The following is a 17,391-nucleotide window of genomic DNA, read 5'->3' as shown; positions in this document are numbered from 1 at the left end:
GGACTGGGCGGAAAAGGGCCAGCGCGAACGCCGCTGGGTCAGCCCGTCGGAAGCGGCCCTAATGGTGACCGAAGATGGCGGCGCACGAGGACTGAAGAGCAGCGGCTCCTCTTCACATTTGCCTCTCCACCACGGAACCCCGCGTACGCAAAAACAACGCGCGAGCATACTTATGTATGCCATCCACTTTGCGAGAAGTTTCATTGGGACTAACGCTGGCGGAATAGCTCCTAATTTGCAAAAATGAGTTAACCGCCATGAAGAATGCGTTTTTGTCAGCTAAAAATGTAAAACAGATGGGCAGTCCCATAAAATGCTTGATCGAACAGCGCGAGGTCACCCCCGCTTAGCGGAGGCTTGAAAACCGTCAGAGAGCCTTTGCGCTCTAGCCCCCCAAGTTCGGCAGATACTCCAGACAAATCCTAGATTTGCCCCCGACCCCTGCGGCACGGGCTCTCCCCATTACGTCGAAAATCATATCTCAGGAGCATTTCCCACCATGCGCACCCCCGCCCATAACCGCGCTAAGACCCTACTGCTTTCTGCCTCCGCGTTCGCCATCATAGCGTCTTCCCCCGGCGCTCGGGCCGACACCACGATAACCTCGCCATCAGGTTCCATCTCCGTCGGGTCCGGCAATCTGACGAACAACAGCACTATCAGCGTGACGGGGTCGTTCAGCAGCAGTGTAGCGGCAGCGATTCAAAGCGGCGCCACTATCGGTACCTTCACCAACAATGGTCTGATAGCGATCAACATCAGCAACGGTGTCGCGATCGGCGTCGATGTGGAGGGGACGACGTCGGTCTTCTCCAATACCGGGACAATTCTGGCCCAGGGCAGTCTGGCAAATGCCGTGGGCGTGGAATTCGCCCGCCCGATCGACGTGATCGCCAACAGCGGTACCATCCTGGCCTCACCACCAAGTGGCCAGGGGGTCGGCATTCAGGTGTTCAGCCACGCCGGCAACCTCACCAACAGCGGCACAATCGGTGGGGTCGTAGGGATTGTGCTGGCGTCTCAATTGAGCGTCGGGGGCTCGGTCCCCACCATCGCTGGCATCGATACGCTGATGAACTTGCAGGGCGCGGTGATCGCCTCGTCCGGCTTTGGCGATAACGTCGCCATCAAGCTGACGGGGGGAACCATCGGCAGTCTCGTGAACAACGGTTCCATTCTTGGCTCCAGTTTCGGTGGGGCCATCAACTTGACGTCTGAATATCTTTACCAATTGGATTCCCACACTTTTAGCATTGTGGGATCCATTCCAGCCATTGCGTCGATCTCGCAGCTGATCAACGGCCAGTCCGGTACCATCCTTGGTTACCAGGGCATTTCCCTCAACAGCGGCGTGATCGACACATTGACAAACAGCGGCACCATCACCGGAACGGCGTCCGCAGGTATCATCATGTCCGCTTCCTTGTCGCCGGGTGCCCCGTTTGTCGGGACGCTGATCAACGCTGCCGGTGGTGTCATTGCCGGGGGCACCCATGCGTTAAAGCTCTCAGATGGAAGCATCGGCACGATTCTAAACAGCGGCCTTATCAAGGCCACCTTCGGCACTGGCGCTGACCTTGAGGCTTTCACGGCCGATCGGATCATCAATGCCAGCGGCGGCGGCATCATCGGTGGCATGCAAATGGGCGGCGTCACGATCGGCACGGTGGCCAATAGTGGCGTTATTGCGGGTGAGGTGGGCGGCGCTGGGCTGGAAGTCTACGCGGCCACCATTACCCATTTTGAGAACGGCAGCGTCGTTGGCGGATTCTTCGTTCCGACAATTACGCAGATCGATAATCAGTTGGGCGGCACCATCAGTGGTCATAACAGCGTCAGGCTCGACAGCGGTACGCTGGATACCTTGAGCAATGCAGGTTTGCTGGCGGGCGCCGTCTACATTGGTGGCGAAGTCAACAGCGGCACGGCGGCAGTGTTGGGCACCGTGATCAACAGCGTCACGGGCACCATCGTCGGCACAGACAACGGGCTGAACATCAACGGCCGCAGCACGCTTGGCGGCGTCGGCAATTACGGCACCATTTTCGGCACCTACGCTGGCATTAGCGTGAGCGAGCTGATAACGAACGACCCAGTTTATCAGACCGTCACCATCGGCAGCATCACCAATGCTGCCGGTGCCGTCATCGCCGGTAGCGGAACGGGTCTCCGCCTCCAGACGGGCACAATCGGCACGGTCACGAACAGTGGCTTCATCGGCGGTACCGGCAATAGCGGCTATGGCATGGTGGTGAGCGGCGCGGCGGCGTCCGGCATCACCCATCTTGGCAGTATCGGAACCCTACTGAACGATGCTGGTGGCACGATCAGCGCTCAGAACACCGGCTTGGTGGTGGACCGAAGCGATATCGGCACGGTTGCCAATAGTGGAACAATCGCCGGAGTGAATGGCGCAGGTATAGCTGTCTTCGGTGGCCCGTATTTCGATACCGTTGGCCATTCCATTAATGTCGCCGGGTCCATAAGCGTTTTGACCAACGGTACTGCGGCGCGGATCTCCGGGCAGAATGGACTGACAGCAGCCGATGCGACTATCGGCACATTGGCCAATGATGGCATGATTTCCGGTCTCGGGATCTCGATCTCTCGGGGCCTTAATCTGGTGGACACCGGTATCGGCACCTTGAGCAACCGTGCCACCGGCGTCATCTCCGGTTTCAATACGGGTATCGCCGCCTATGCCGGTTCCATCGGCACCTTGAGCAACGGTGGTCTCATCAGCGGCAACACCAGCGGCCTTTCCTTCGGCAACAACTATGACACCGCTTGGTCGGCGGGCGTCGTCGACAACCATTCCGGGGGCACCATCCGCGGTGGGACCGTGGGCGCCCTGCTGACAGGTGGCACGGTGGGAACGCTGCACAATGCCGGCCTGATCACCGGTATCCTTTCGGCGGGTGTTGTTGCGGATGTCAGCCCGCTTCTGCGCTACGACACCATCGCTTCGACCTTCAGTACCTTGGTCTCAGGGTTGACCATCGGCAGTCTGCTCAACGACGCGGGCGGCACCATCGTCGGCGGCAGCATTGGCCTGGAAAGCAATGCCCGCATCGTCACCTTGGCGAACGCCGGCACCGTCATCGGCACGGGCTATTACAGTGCCGGCCTGGTACTCGATGGCACGGTCATCTCCGGTACCGCCAGCGCGGGTAGCATCGGCACCCTGATCAACAGCATCGGCGGCACCTTCGCCGGCGGCACCGCGATCCGCTTGGTTGACAGCACCATCGGCACGCTGGTCAACAGGGGCCTGATCGGTGGTGGCACCGTCTTCTCCGGTGCGGGCATCAGCCTGACTTCCGACGGGGCGGTGGGCCAGTCGGTGGCCAGCATCGGCAGCCTGATCAACACCAGCACCGGCACGATTCAGCAGAACAACGGCGCGATCCAGTTGATGGGCGGCACCATTGGAACCCTATCCAACAGCGGCCTGATCAAGGGCTATTACGTCGCGTTGACCGGGTCCCTGTCCGGCCTGGCCGGCACCACGCAGCCGCGGATCGACAGCCTGCTGAACCTGGCCGGTGGCACCATCACCGCCATGAACGCGCTGCAGTTCCAGGGCGGTGCCATTGGTGCGCTGGTCAATGACGGCCTGATCGGGGGCAACTCCTCGATCGCCAGCGGCACGGCCATACAGTTGCTCTCATATGGTACGGTCGTGGGTCAGATCGGAACCATCGCCAACCATTCCGGTGGAACCATCAACGGTGGCAGCGGCGGCTTGGCCATCGGCGGCCACGAGACGGTCGGGGCCATCGTCAACGATGGCCAGATCCTGGCCGGCTCCGCGTCTTTCGGGGACACCATCACCTACGGCGGCACGGCGTTGTCCGTTGCCAATGGCGCCGTCGTGACGGTCATCCGCAACAATGCTGGCGCCACCATCGCCGGTGGCCAGGGGGGCGGTGGCGTCACCATCGGCACAGCCACCGTCGGCACCCTGGTGAACGGCGGCTCAATCAGCGGCGTCGGTGTAAGTGGTTATTCTTATTCCTCCACGTACACCGTCGCGACCTTGGGTACGCTGTCCAACCTTTCAGGAGGCACCATAGGGACGTACGGGGCCTATTCCCGTGCCGGTGTGTCAGTTTCCGGCCCCGCCGTCGTGTCCTCGATCGCGAACTCCGGCCTGATCCAAGGCCAGGTTCAGGGCTTGGCGGTGGGGGGTGGGGTCTCTGCCCAAGTCCCCCCCACCACCATCGGTGCCATCACCAACGCCGGCACCATTCTGGGCGTGGGCGTGAACACCATCTCGCCGGGCTACAGTTCCAGCGGTGGCCTGATCGTCAATTCGGCCAATGTGGGGACCATAACCAATAGCGGCGTCATCAGCGGGGCTGTTGGCGTTCTTACCAGCCAAAGCGTCAATCCCTATGTCAGCCTTCCTGCCAACGGCAGCATCGGCACCCTCACCAACCAGGCGGGCGGCAGCATCCTGGGAAGGGGGCCCACGGCCGCCATCGAGGTGGGTAGCAGCATCGGCACGCTGCTGAACGGCGGCTTGATCCAGGACACCGTGGGGACGGCCGCTGTTGGCGTGGACGTGCTGGCGGCGCGGACCGGCCTTCTACTGAACGCCACCGGGGGCATGATCGCTGGCATCCAAGCGGGCATCCAGGTGGGCGGCACCATGAACACCGTGGCGCTGGGCAGCTTGGCCAATGCCGGCAGCATCGCCGCCGGCGCAGGCGGCACCGGCATCCTGTTGAAAGGATTCGCCAGCAGTCTCCTGGGTGTGAGCACCATCTATGGTGCCACCGTCGGGTCCATTGACAACAGCGGCGTGATCACGGCGGATCTGGTCGGTGTTGGCGGTGTCGGCACCATCGGCAGCATGGCGAACAGCGGTACCATCGCCGCCGCCGGCAGCGGCCTGCAGAACTTTGGCACGGTGCGGCAAGTCTACTACGATCTGGAATTCGCCCTGCGGACCGACAGCATGCCCCGTGCAGGCAGCATTGGGACGTTGACGAACTCCGGCCTGCTTAGCGGCGGTCAGTCCGGCATCGTCAACGGCCAAGAAACCGTGGTGGAAATCACCCACCAGACGACGGTTGGCCCTGATTTCGGCCAGATCACAACCTCCACGATTTTGACGCCCCTGGCTCCTCTTGCCAGCACCATCGATATGCTGGCCAACAGCGGCACCATCCAAGGCGTCGCCGGCATTGGTATCGCCAATGCCGCGTCGACGGCATTCATCGGCGCGCTCAACAATGAGGGCATGATCCGGGGCGGGCGCACTGGCGTGGCCAATCTCGGCACCATCGGTGCGTTGAGCAACGGCGGTACCATTGCCGGCACTTCGGCCGACTTTGGTTTCTATCCCACGGCCGTCGCCAATCGCGGAACCATCGGGAGCATCCTTAACCAGACGAGCGCGGTCATTGTCGGTACCATCGGGGCGGCTGGCACCTTCGCCCGTGGTACGGCCATCACCAACGGCGGAACAATCGGGGCAATCGTCAACCAAGCAGGCGCCACCATAGCCGGTGTCCTTGGTGGCCTTCCCGACTTCCACAGTGGCGACGCCATCTCAAATTCCGGTGCCATTGGCACCATCGCCAATGGCGGCGTCATCATCGGCGACATCTTTGTTGATGGCTATTTCTCTGACGACGGCTCCTATATCAGCGGTACAATTGGCCTTATCGACAACCACGCGGGCGGGACCATCCGCAGCGCAGGGACCCTCCTATGGATCGGTGGCAGGGTCGGGACCATCATCAATGCCGGCCTCATTATCTCTGACAACAATGCTGGTATTGGAATCGCCACCCTGGGCTCCCTCGGCTCCCTGGTTAACAGGGGTACCGGAACGATCAGCAGCGTATCCAACAACGGCACTCTCGGCACTTTGGTCAACGACGGCCAGATCTCCGGCGGCATCGGCAACGGCGGCTTCAGTACCACCACGATCCAAAGCACCATCGGTGGGCTGACCAACAACGGCCATATTTCCGGCATCGCCAGTTGGCGGCCGGCCCCTGCGGCGGGCGTACAGAACGTCAACGCCTTCATCGGCACCCTGGTGAATAACGGCACCATCGACGGCTCCGGCAGCTATGTCTTCAGTGCCGGCTTCACCGTCGGGAACCGGGGCATCGACAATATCGGCGGCACCATCGGCACCCTGGTGAACAATGGCCGGGTGTCCGGTTCCATTGGCATCAACAACGACATCATGGTGATGGACACGGCGGATGGCACGGTGACGGTGGTATCCACTATCGGCACCCTGACCAACGCCGGCACCATCGAAACCGATAACATCGGCTTGGCCACCAGCGGCGTCATTGGAACACTGTCCAACAGCGGTGGCATCTCCGGCGGCAATACGGGCCTGGCGGTGGACAGCACGATGGTGACGCGGAACTTCACGGCGGCGGGAACCTCCACCACCGCTGTGATTGTGGGCGGCCGCATCGGCGTGCTGACCAACAGTGGCTTGATCAGCGGCACCGGCTTCGGCATCGATGTCGGCATCGGCACCATCAACACCCTCATGAACCTGCCCGGCGGTTCCATCGGCGGCACCCTGGGGGCGTTGACCATCGCCAGCACCGGCGTCCTGGGCACCCTGGTGAACCAGGGCGTCATCGCCGGCAACATCATCAACAACTCCTCCCGCGACCTGCTGATCGTGGGCGGCAGCGGCGACAATTTCGGCCTGTTCACCGACTTGGCCGGCGTGGGCCAGTCCATCGTCGGCGCCACCATCGTCAACACGCTCAGCAACGTGGTGCTAGCCAGCGGTAACGTCGCGCTGGCCGCGGACGTGGCTTTAGGGAGCCACACGCTGACCAACAGCGGCAGCGCCACGCTGCGACTCGATACCATAGTCAACGTGGCGGGCAACTATGCCCAGTCCGGTTCGGGGGTGCTGCTCATCAATGTGGCGTCGACCAGTATCTATGGCGGCTTGAATGTCACTGGCAATGCGGCCATCAGCGGCGGCGCCATCATCCTGAATCCAACTTCCGGCTTCACGCTGGTGGATGGCCAGACCTACACCATCGTGATGGCCGGCGACACGACGTCGACCTATGCCGGCTATAATCTGGTGGCCCCAGGTCACATCTTGACCACCAGCACCACCGTTGTCGGCAACCAGACGGACCTTATCGTCAACATCGGCGACGCCAGCACGGGGACTGTCGGCAGCATCGGATCGGGGAGCACCACCACGATTGGTGGCGGGTCCAGCACCACGGTGGATCAAGTGACGGGCGGCACGGTGAACGTGACAGCCGGCACGCCTACGCTGAACACCATCAGCAGCGGCACGGTGAGTATCAGTGGCGGTCAATCGACACTGAACACCATCGCTGGCGGATCGGTGAACATCAGCGGCGGTAGCGCCTCGGTTGGCCAAGTGTCTTCGGGTACGGTCAGCCTTGGCGCCGGCGCCACCATCGCCGGCACCCAGACAGTGAATGTGAGCGGTGGCTCAGTGGCGGTGTTGGGCACCGTGACGGCGCCAGTGTCGGTCAGCGGCGGCGATGTGTCGGTGGGCAGTGGCGGCGTGGTGAACACGTCCGCACCCATCCAGGTCTCATCGGGCAATCTCTCCGTCACCAGCGGTGGGGTGATCGCCAGCGACAAGCCGATGCAGCTTTCCGGCGGCGCGGTCAATGTCGCTGGCGTGATCGCCGCCCCGATCGAGGTCGGCAACAGCACAGCCACGCTCTCCATCAGCAGCGGCGGCATCGTGACCCAGTCCCTCACCGCCAGCGCCGGCACCGTCAACGTCGGCGGCACCATAGCCGCCCCCGTGACCGTCTCAGGCGCCGGCGCCACGCTGTCCATCAGCAGCGGTGGCCTCGTGACCCAATCCCTCACCGCCAGCGCCGGCACCGTCAACGTCGGCGGCACCATAGCCGCCCCCGTGACCGTCTCAGGTTCCGGCGCCACGCTGTCCATCAGCAGCGGTGGCCTCGTGACCCAGGCCCTCACCGCCAGCGCCGGCACCGTCAACGTCGGCGGCACCATAGCCGCCCCCGTGACCGTCTCAGGCGCCGGCGCCACGCTCTCCATCAGCAGCGGCGGCCTCGTGACCCAGGCCCTCACCGCCAGCGCCGGCACCGTCAACGTCGGCGGCACCATAGCCGCCCCCGTGACCGTCTCAGGTTCCGGCGCCAGCGTGTCGATCAGCAGCGGCGGCCTCGTGACCCAGTCCCTCACCGCCAGCGCCGGCACCGTCAACGTCGGCGGCACCATAGCCGCACCCGTGACCGTCTCAGGCGCCGGCGCCACGCTGTCCATCAGCAGCGGCGGCCTCGTGACCCAGTCCCTCACCGCCAGCGCCGGCAACGTCAGTGTGGCGGGAACCGTGGCCGCACCCGTGACCGTCTCAGGTTCCGGCGCCACACTGTCCATCAGAAGCGGCGGCCTCGTGACCCAGTCCCTCACCGCCAGCGCCGGCACCGTCAACGTCGGCGGCACCATAGCCGCCCCCGTGACCGTCTCAGGTTCCGGCGCCAGCGTGTCGATCGACAGCGGCGGACTGGTGACCCAGTCCCTCACCGCCAGTGCTGGTAGCGTCAACGTCGGCGGCACCATAGCCGCCCCCGTGACCGTCTCAGGTTCCGGCGCCACGCTGTCCATCAGCAGCGGCGGCCTCGTGACCCAGTCCCTCACCGCCAGCGCCGGCACCGTCAACGTCGGCGGCACCATAGCCGCACCCGTGACCGTCTCAGGTTCCGGCGCCACGCTGTCCATCGGCAGCGGCGGCCTCGTGACCCAGTCCCTCACCGCCAGTGCCGGCAACGTCAGTGTGGCGGGAACCGTGGCCGCACCCGTGACCGTCTCAGGTTCCGGCGCCACACTGTCCATCACAAGCGGCGGCCTCGTGACCCAGTCCCTCACCGCCAGTGCCGGCACCGTCAACGTCGGCGGCACCATAGCCGCCCCCGTGACCGTCTCAGGTTCCGGCGCCAGCGTGTCGATCGACAGCGGCGGACTGGTGACCCAGTCCCTCACCGCCAGTGCTGGTAGCGTCAACGTCGGCGGCACCATAGCCGCCCCCGTGACCGTCTCAGGTTCCGGCGCCACGCTGTCCATCAGCAGCGGCGGCCTCGTGACCCAGGCCCTCACCGCCAGCGCCGGCACCGTCAACGTCGGCGGCACCATAGCCGCACCCGTGACCGTCTCAGGTTCCGGCGCCACGCTGTCCATCAGCAGCGGCGGCCTCGTGACCCAGTCCCTCACCGCCAGTGCTGGTAGCGTCAACGTCGGCGGCACCGTCACCGCGCCGGTGACGATCAGCGGCGGCAATGTATCGGTGGCCAGCGGCGGCACCATCGTCAGCAGCCAGGCGGTGCAGGTCACTGGTGGCAGCCTGTCGATTTCCGGCGGTGTGAATGCTCCGGTGCAGGTGTCCGGCACGACCGTGTCGGCCTCGCAGATCGCGTCGGCCACGGCGGTGATGACAGTGGACGCCAGCGGCACCATCAGCCAATCGGTGACGGTGGATGGCGGCAAGGTCGCGATGAACGGTACCATCAGCGGCGCCGTCTCCATCGGCGATGGCGGCGCGCTGCGAGGCAGCGGCGTGGTCACCGGGTCGGCCTCGGTCTCCGGCATCCTGGCGCCGGGTAACTCGCCGGGCACACTGACCTTCACCAAGGGCCTGACCCAGGGCGCCAAGTCGGTGCTGTCCATCGACATCGATGGCACGGGCACCGGGTCCGGCGCGGGCAACTATTCCCGCGTGCTTGTCACCGGCGGCAGCTACGTCATCGGCTCGGGCGCCGTGCTGACCCCCAAGCTGCGCGGCATCACCGGCAACGCCAGCAACACCTACACCCCCGGCCTGGGCACGGATTTCACCGTCGTCCAGGCGGCGGGCGGCGTCAGCGGCACCTTCGCGAGCGTCGTCCAGCCGGCCAGCGGCCTGGCCGAAGGCACGCAGTTCACGGCGCTGTACGCCACCAACGCCGTCGACCTGTTCGTCACCCCCACCTATGGCAGCCTGGCGTCCCTGGGCGCCAGCGCTAACCAGCAGGCGCTGGGCCGGGTGGTGGCGGGCCTGAATGCCTCGGCCGGCAGCGACCTGGCCACCGTGCTGAAAGCCCTCTACAGCCTGCCCAGCACGGCGGCGTCCCTGGACGCCCTGGCGCAGATCGGCGGCAGCGCCCACGCCAACATCGCCGCCTACAGCCTGACCCGGGGCCTGGCGGCCACCCAGGTGCTGGGCCAGCGCCTGGCGGCGGTGCGCGACGGCGTGTCGGGCGGCATGCAGGGCACCATGCAGGCCCAACTGGTAGGCCGCACCCTCTACACCAGCATGGCCAGCGGGGGTGAGGCGGCGCCAGCCGATGAACGCGGCATGGCCGCCGGTTCGGCGGCCGAGGACGGCTGGCACTTCTGGGCCCAAGGCCTGGGGGCGTTCTCGCGCGTCGACAGCGACGGCAACGCCCAGGGCGGGCACAGCAACACCGGCGGCGGCCTGTTCGGTGGTGACCGCACGGTGGCGCCGGGCGTGACCCTGGGCCTGGCCGGCACGCTGCTGCAAAGCACCTCCGGCGGGTCGAACGAGACCAGCAGCTATGGCCTGTCGGCCTATGGCAATGCCGACCTGGGGGACGGCCTGTTCGTCGCCGGCAACGCCGGTTACACCTACGACCGGTACGACACGGCGCGAACCATGGGCTTCGGCGGCCTCAGCCGCACCGCCTTCGGCCACACCACCGGCGACGAACTGGGCGCGGGCGTCACCGCCGGCTACCGGGTGCGGGTCTCCAACCTGACCCTGGAGCCACAGGCCGGCATCCAGTGGCTGCGGGTCGGCCGCAATGGCTTCACGGAAACAGGGGCCGGCGCCCTGAACCTGGTGCTGCAGGATCTGGACGCCACCGCCCTGCAGAGCAGCGTCGGCGCCCGGGCCAGCGGCAGCTGGAAGACGGACGGCGGCACGGTGATCACCCCCACCGTCCGGGCATCCTGGCTGCACGACTTCCGCGACCGGGCCCTGACCAGCCAGGCTGCCTTCGCCGGCACAACCTTCGCCGTGACCGGCCCCGACACCGGCGCCAACGCGCTGGGCATCGGCGGGGGCCTCACCCTGCAGGAAAGCGACAACCTCAACCTCTACGCCAACTACGACGGCACGCTCCGCCGGCACGAAACCGACCACGTCTTCACCGCCGGCCTCCGCCTCAGCTGGTAAGACCCCCCCTCGGCACAAACGACAGCGGCCCGGGAGATGATCCCGGGCCGTTCGTCTATCGGCGGCAAAGGAGGGGGCGACAAGGACGCCACCGGAGCCACGCCGGATCAGGAAAAAAGCAGCCAGGAACGGCCGTCATCATGGAATTCCGCAGGCACGGGGCGCGCCTTAGCTGGAGCCAGGGGCCGCCGCCTTGGCGGGCTTGGCCGGCTGGGTCGCCAGCGCGATGCGGCTTTGGAACTTCTCCGGCTCCCCCTCGGTCATCAGGGGGAAGTCGCTGACGATGGCGTCCAGGAAGGGCACCAGCCAGGTCTGGTCGGCCTTGGCGAAGTTGGACAGCACCCAGCCGTGCACCAGGGTCTTGTCCCCCGGGTGGCCGATGCCCAGGCGCACGCGCCAGTAGTCCTTGCCGATATGGTCGTCGATGGAGCGGATGCCGTTGTGGCCGCCGGCGCCGCCGGCCTTCTTGACGCGCAGCTTGCCGGGCGGCAGGTCCAGTTCGTCATACAGGACGATGACCTGCTCGGGCGTCATCTTGTAAAAACGCATCGCCTCCCCGACCGATTGGCCGGACAGGTTCATGAAGGTCTGCGGTTTTAACAGGTGGATTTTCTCGGGGCCGATCTGCCCCTCGGTGATCAGCCCCTGGAAGCGCTTCTTCCAGGGGCCGAACCGATGGCGACGGGCGAGTTCGTCCGCCGCCATGAAGCCGACGTTGTGGCGATGGCCTGCGTATTCCGGGCCAGGGTTGCCCAGACCGACGACCAACCGCATCGTCTGTTATCAGGCTTCGGCAGCCGCCGCGTTCTCTTCGGACTTCAGGCCCGAGGGAGCGGCGACGGTGGCGATGGTGAAGTCGCGGTCGATGACCGGACGGGCGCCTTCCGGCAGCGCCACGCCGCTGATGTGGATGGACGCGCCGACGTCAACGCCGTCCAGGTTCACCGTCAGGTGTTCCGGGATGTTGTTGGCGCGGACGTGCAGTTCCACCTCGTGGCGGACGATGTTCAGCACGGCGCCACGCTTCAGGCCGGGGCTGGCTTCGTGGCCCACGAACTCCACCGGGATCTTCACGACGATCTCGGTGGTCTCGCTGACGCGCAGGAAGTCGACGTGCAGGGGACGGTCCGTCACCGGATCGAACTGGACGTCGCGCGGCAGGGTGCGGGTGGTCACGCCATCGACGGTGACGTCGTACAGATGGGTGAAGAAGCCCGGCTTGTGCAGGACGCGGGTGAAGTGGACGGCCTCCAAGGAGATCGTCACAGGCTTTTCCTTGTTGCCGTAGATCACGGCAGGGATGCGGCCATCGCGGCGGGTCTGACGGGCGGTCCCCTTGCCTGCCCCGTTCCGCGCCTCGGCGGCGAGCGCGATAATCTGGGTCATTGGTACTCTCCTTAAGAAAATGCGCCAGCCTCCAGGGGTGCTGAGCGCGGTCGGAATGCGCGGGTGTATGCGCGCGAGGGCCCGGAGTCAAGACACAGATCCAAGAAGGCGGCCATGAGGCCGCCTTCAAGGGTACCGGGTCCTATCGGATGGAGCGTCAGTCGAAGAGACGGGCGCGACTGACCGAAGGTTCAGTCGAAGAGAGACGACACCGACTTCTCGTGGCTGATGCGCTCAATGGCTTCGGCGATCAGCGGGGCGACCGTCAGGTGGCGGACATTGCGCGAGACGCGCACGGCCTCGGTCGCCTGGATGCTGTCGGTGGTGATCAGCGCCTCCAGCGGCGACTGCGCCACGCGGGCGACGGCGCCACCGGACAGCACGCCGTGGGTGACGTAGGCGCGCACCGACAGGGCCCCCCGTTCCTTCAGGGCCACGGCGGCGTTGCACAGGGTGCCGGCGCTATCCACGATGTCGTCGACCAGGATGCAGTGGCGGCCGGTCACGTCGCCGATGACGTTCATGACCTCCGACACGCCGGCGCGCTCACGCCGCTTGTCGATGATGGCCAGATCGGCGTCCAGGCGGTTGGCGATGGCGCGGGCGCGGACTACGCCGCCCACGTCGGGCGACACGATCATTAGGTTTTCGCGGCCCATGGTGGCCTCGATGTCCTGCACGAACACCGGGGCGGCCACCAGATTGTCGGTGGGGATGTCGAAGAAGCCCTGAATCTGGCCGGCGTGCAGGTCCATGGTCAGCACGCGGTTGGCGCCGGCGGTGGTGATCAGGTTGGCGACCAGCTTGGCCGAGATCGGGGTGCGGGGGCCGGTCTTGCGGTCCTGGCGGGCATAGCCGTAATAGGGCAGCACCGCGGTGATGCGCCGGGCCGAGCCACGACGCAGCGCGTCGATGGTGACCAGCAGTTCCATCAGGTTGTCGTTGGCCGGGTAGGAGGTGGACTGGATGACGAACACGTCCTCGCCACGGACGTTCTCCAGGATCTCCACGAAGACTTCCATGTCGCTGAAGCGCCGGATGCTGGCCTTCGTCAGCGGAACCTTCAGGCAGACCGAGATGGCCTCGGCAAGCGGACGATTGCTGTTGCCGGCGATGAGCTTCATGGGTCGCTCTTTTGAGTAGGAAGTGGGCGACGCCGGGGCGTCTTCATACCTTCATAAAGGCGCGCGGACCATATCAGCCGGACCCCACCCTGTAAACCGCAGCCCCCCGCGATCACGGCACAGGGGGCATGCGCCCGTACAGGGGTAGGACGGTGCGGAGCGGCCCGCCTCAGGGCCCAGGCGACAGGGCTATCACACTGATATGACGCCCATAATCGGCTTCGCGCCGCAGCGTGGCGCGGCGATAGCTGAAAAACAGATCTTCTTGCGCAACCGTGTCGTGACCGGTGTCGGCTATTGTATCCAATCCGCATCCGGCCAGCCGGTGGCCGACATAGGCCCCGATGTCGAACAGGGGATGGCCGGCCCGCGTACCGGCCTGGAAAAAGCGGCGGTTGTCGCCATCGGCGTCCAGGAAGCGCGCCTCGAACTCCGGCCCCACTTCGTAGGAGCGGGCACCGATATGGGGGCCGACACCGGCGACAATGCGGGCGGGGTCGGCGCCCAGGGCCACCATGGCCGCCACCGTGGCCTCCAGCACACCGGTGAAGGCGCCCTTCCAACCGGCGTGCGCCGCCCCCACCACGCCGGCCTCGGCATCGGCGAACAACACGGGCACGCAATCGGCGGTCAGGATACCCAGGGCGATGCCGCGCTGGCGGGTGACCAGGGCATCGGCCTGCGGCGCCTCCTCCCTGGGCCAGGGCCGGTCGACCGTCACCACGGTGGGGCTGTGCACCTGATAGACGGTGACCAGGCTGTCAGCCCCAAGCCCCAGGTCGGCGGCGCAGCGCGCCCGATTCTCCGCCACCAGGCCGGCATCGTCGTTGGAGCCGAAACCGACATTGCGCCCGGCGTACAGTCCGCCGGACACGCCGTCGCGCCGGGTGAAGTAACCGTGGCGGACGCCCGGCAGGTCCAGGGCATCCAGGGTGATGAAGGCGCGGTCCGGGGGAATGGGGGCGGCGGTCATGGTCTTCAGCCTTCTGCTGCGTCGAAGCCTGCGGGCGGGGGGCAGCCGGGGCTGGTCAGCGCCAGGGCCTTGAACAGGCGGCCCATGTGATCGGGATGGGTCAAACGGTCCAGCGCCAGATCGATGGCGTGGGCTTGGGGGGACGTCGCGGCCCGCTTCAGAGCGTCGGCGCGCTGCCTGATGCCCAGGCGCCCCAGCAACGTGCCCTGGTCCACGACCCCATGGGCTTGGGCCCCGGCCGACACGGCGGTGGCCGCCAGGGTGCGGAAATCGACATGGGCGGTCAGGTCCGCCAGGCCGGGGGCATCCAACACCGGGGCATAAGCGTGGTTGCGCACCGCCTGCAAGGTGTCGCCGAGCGGCGGGGCGTCATAGCCGTAGTCCACGGCCAGCGCCGCCCCGGGGGCGGCCGCCAGTCGCCGGCCGATCTCTCCCGCCACGGTCAGGGCGGCGGGGCACAGCTCCACCACGCCCCCCTCCTCCGCCCCCCGCAACGCCGGCGGCACCAACAGCTCGGCCCCGCCCGTGGCGTCCAGCGCCCAGGCGAAGCGGCGCTCGGCCGGCAGCCAGGTGACGCAGCGTTCGGCCCAGCCACGCGCGGTCTTCTGCATCTGGCGGATGGGCAGCGCGTCAAAGAACTCATTGGCCAGCAACAACAGCGGTCCCTCGGGCACCGCCTCGAGACTGTCGGCCCAGGCGATGGAATGGGGCGGCAGCACGGCGGTGGGCAGGGCCGCCAGCGTCGCCCGCTGCCGGGCGCGCAGGGCGGGACTGGTCTCCACCATATGGACGCGCAGCGCGGCGGTCAGACCGGGCACCCGGCCCATGGCGCGCAGCGCGTCGGCCATCAGGGTGCCGCGCCCGGGGCCCAGTTCCACCAGATGCACCGGCGTGGGCGAGCCCAGGGTCAGCCAGGACTGGGCGCACCACAGGCCCAGCAGCTCGCCGAACATCTGGCTGATCTCGGGCGCGGTGGTGAAGTCGCCAGCCACCCCCAGGGGATCGCGGGTGGTGTAATAGCCAAGCGTGGGATGACCCAGCGCCTCCGCCATGAAAATGGACAGGCGCAACGGGCCCTCGCGGCCAATGCGGCGGATGAGGTGATCCGCCAGGGTGCCACTGGCCTCGGCGATCATCAGGCGGTCGCCGGCGCGCGGCGCCGGGCCAGCGCCACCAGCGCCACGCCGATCAGGGCCATGGGAATGGACAGGATCTGGCCCATGGTGACGCCGCCGCCCAGCAGGAAGCCCAACTGCGCGTCGGGCTCACGGAAAAACTCCGCGGTGATGCGGCAGAGGGCGTAGCCGATGAGGAAGGCGCCGGTCAGGGTGCCGGTGCGGTCACGCACCGCGGGCAGCCGCGACAGCAGGAACAGGACGCTGAACAACACGACGCCCTCCAGCCCGGCCTCGTACAGCTGGCTGGGGTGGCGGGGCAGACCGTCAGGCGCGTGGGGGAACACCATGCCCCAGGGCACATCGGTGGGCCGGCCCCACAGCTCCCCGTTCACGAAGTTGGCCAGGCGGCCCAGGAACAGGCCGATGGGGGCGGCCACGGCGGCGAGGTCGCCCAACACCAGCGGATTGAAGCCGCGCCGCCGGGCGAACAGCAGGATGGCCAACGCCACGCCGGCCATGCCGCCGTGGAAGGACATGCCGCCGTGCCAGACCTTGAGCATGTCCAGCGGGTTCTGGAGGTAGAAGTCCAGATTGTAGAACAGGATGAAGCCGATGCGGCCGCCGGCCAGCACCCCCACCACCGCCCAGACCAGGAAGTCGTCCAGCTCAGTCGGTGTCGGGCGGCCCTTCATGCGCCGCGCCATGCCCAGGGCCAGGCGGTAGCCCAGGGTCACGCCGACGATGTAGGCCAGCGCGTACCAGCGCAGGGCGAAGGGGCCGATTTCCACGATGGTGGGGCTGATGTCAGGAAAGGCGAGGGCCATGATGCTGCGGAAATCCCCATGGACGTCTTCTGGAACAGGCATGCGGCGGGCGCTGGGCTCACCGGCAGGCCTTGTCCCGGTATGGTTCCACCCCCACATGGCCGCTAACCCACGGGGCAGAGATCCCGAGGGGCGGGCCAGGCGCATGGATAAGACCGGCTGCTGGGCTTTATAGGGTTCCGGGGCCGGGGTCGCAACCGCCACCCATGGGACTGATGGCCTCAGTCGGCTCCCCCAAGGCGCTGTTGCACCTGCGAATAGGGGGGACGATAATGGCCGCTTCATTGACCGCGCGTCCATCGACCCCGTTTCGCGGGGTGCGGCGGGGCGCCGGGGGCACTTCGAGGGTTGAGGCGATGCAGGTGGATAATAAGGTGCTGGACGATTTGGCCCGCGTGGCCGGGGGCGCCATGGGCGCCGTGGCCGGGCTGAAGAATGAGGTGGAGACCCATGTGCGCCAGCGTCTGGAACGCGTGCTGAGCGGCCTTGACATGGTCAGCCGGGATGAATTCGAGGCGGTGAAGGAAATGGCCGCCCGCGCCCGCGCGCAGGAGGATGAGATCAACCGCCTGATGGCCTTGCAGCAGGCGTTGCTGGACCGGGTGACCCATCTTGAGTCGGTGGTGGCCAAGGCGGCGGCCGCCTCGGCCGATGACAAGGCGGTCTGACCGGCCACGCGTGGCCTGAAAGGGTCCCGGGGCGCCAAACCCAGGGCGCCCCGGCCTTGGGCCTTCACGCCCCCGCCGGCCGGGCGGGGCGGTGTAGCCCCTCG

8 protein-coding genes are annotated in these 17,391 nt (G+C 66.5%); 2 read left to right on the top strand and 6 right to left on the bottom strand.

Going from position 1 to position 17,391, the window contains the following annotated elements; genetic code table 11:
• The first annotated feature begins 499 nt into the window (after nucleotides 1-499).
• Entirely contained in the window at nucleotides 500-11,194 is a 10,695-nt protein-coding gene (locus FHS74_RS01230) for a hypothetical protein (RefSeq protein ID WP_184796692.1), read from the top strand.
• Nucleotides 11,195-11,362: 168 nt separating this feature from the next.
• On the opposite strand, the gene pth is transcribed toward FHS74_RS01230, so the two are convergent.
• The 6 genes from pth to lgt form a co-directional block, all read right to left on the bottom strand.
• Nucleotides 11,363-11,968: an aminoacyl-tRNA hydrolase gene (gene pth, locus FHS74_RS01225; RefSeq protein ID WP_184796690.1), complete on the bottom strand. Its 606-nt coding sequence runs from the start codon at nucleotides 11,966-11,968 to the stop codon at nucleotides 11,363-11,365.
• Nucleotides 11,969-11,977: 9 nt separating this feature from the next.
• The gene (locus FHS74_RS01220) at nucleotides 11,978-12,580 is read right to left on the bottom strand and encodes a 50S ribosomal protein L25/general stress protein Ctc (protein ID WP_184796688.1); all 603 of its coding nucleotides are present in this window, start codon (nucleotides 12,578-12,580) and stop codon (nucleotides 11,978-11,980) included.
• A 191-nt stretch (nucleotides 12,581-12,771) separates the two neighbouring features.
• Complete coding sequence (locus FHS74_RS01215; protein WP_184796686.1) at nucleotides 12,772-13,704, bottom strand: ribose-phosphate pyrophosphokinase; 933 nt, start codon at nucleotides 13,702-13,704, stop codon at nucleotides 12,772-12,774.
• A 169-nt stretch (nucleotides 13,705-13,873) separates the two neighbouring features.
• A complete protein-coding gene (gene pgeF, locus FHS74_RS01210; protein WP_184796684.1) occupies nucleotides 13,874-14,677 on the bottom strand; it encodes a peptidoglycan editing factor PgeF in 804 nt (267 codons plus the stop codon).
• Nucleotides 14,678-14,682: 5 nt separating this feature from the next.
• A complete protein-coding gene (locus FHS74_RS01205) occupies nucleotides 14,683-15,813 on the bottom strand; it encodes a class I SAM-dependent methyltransferase (RefSeq protein WP_184796682.1) in 1,131 nt (376 codons plus the stop codon).
• Nucleotides 15,813-16,619, bottom strand: coding sequence for a prolipoprotein diacylglyceryl transferase (lgt, locus tag FHS74_RS01200; protein WP_246462844.1), 807 nt, complete (start codon nucleotides 16,617-16,619; stop codon nucleotides 15,813-15,815). The genes FHS74_RS01205 and lgt overlap by 1 nt, the downstream gene beginning before the upstream one ends.
• Nucleotides 16,620-16,975: 356 nt before the next feature.
• On the opposite strand from lgt, the gene FHS74_RS01195 reads away from it, so the two are divergent.
• The gene (locus tag FHS74_RS01195; RefSeq protein WP_184796680.1) at nucleotides 16,976-17,287 is read left to right on the top strand and encodes an accessory factor UbiK family protein; all 312 of its coding nucleotides are present in this window, start codon (nucleotides 16,976-16,978) and stop codon (nucleotides 17,285-17,287) included.
• The last annotated feature ends 104 nt before the right edge of the window (nucleotides 17,288-17,391 follow it).

The organism is Nitrospirillum iridis (assembly GCF_014205765.1).
In the GTDB taxonomy this organism is placed as follows: Bacteria; Pseudomonadota; Alphaproteobacteria; order Azospirillales; family Azospirillaceae; genus Nitrospirillum; species Nitrospirillum iridis.
Note: the sequence above shows the minus strand (reverse complement) of the source record. Positions and strands in the feature narration are given on the sequence as shown.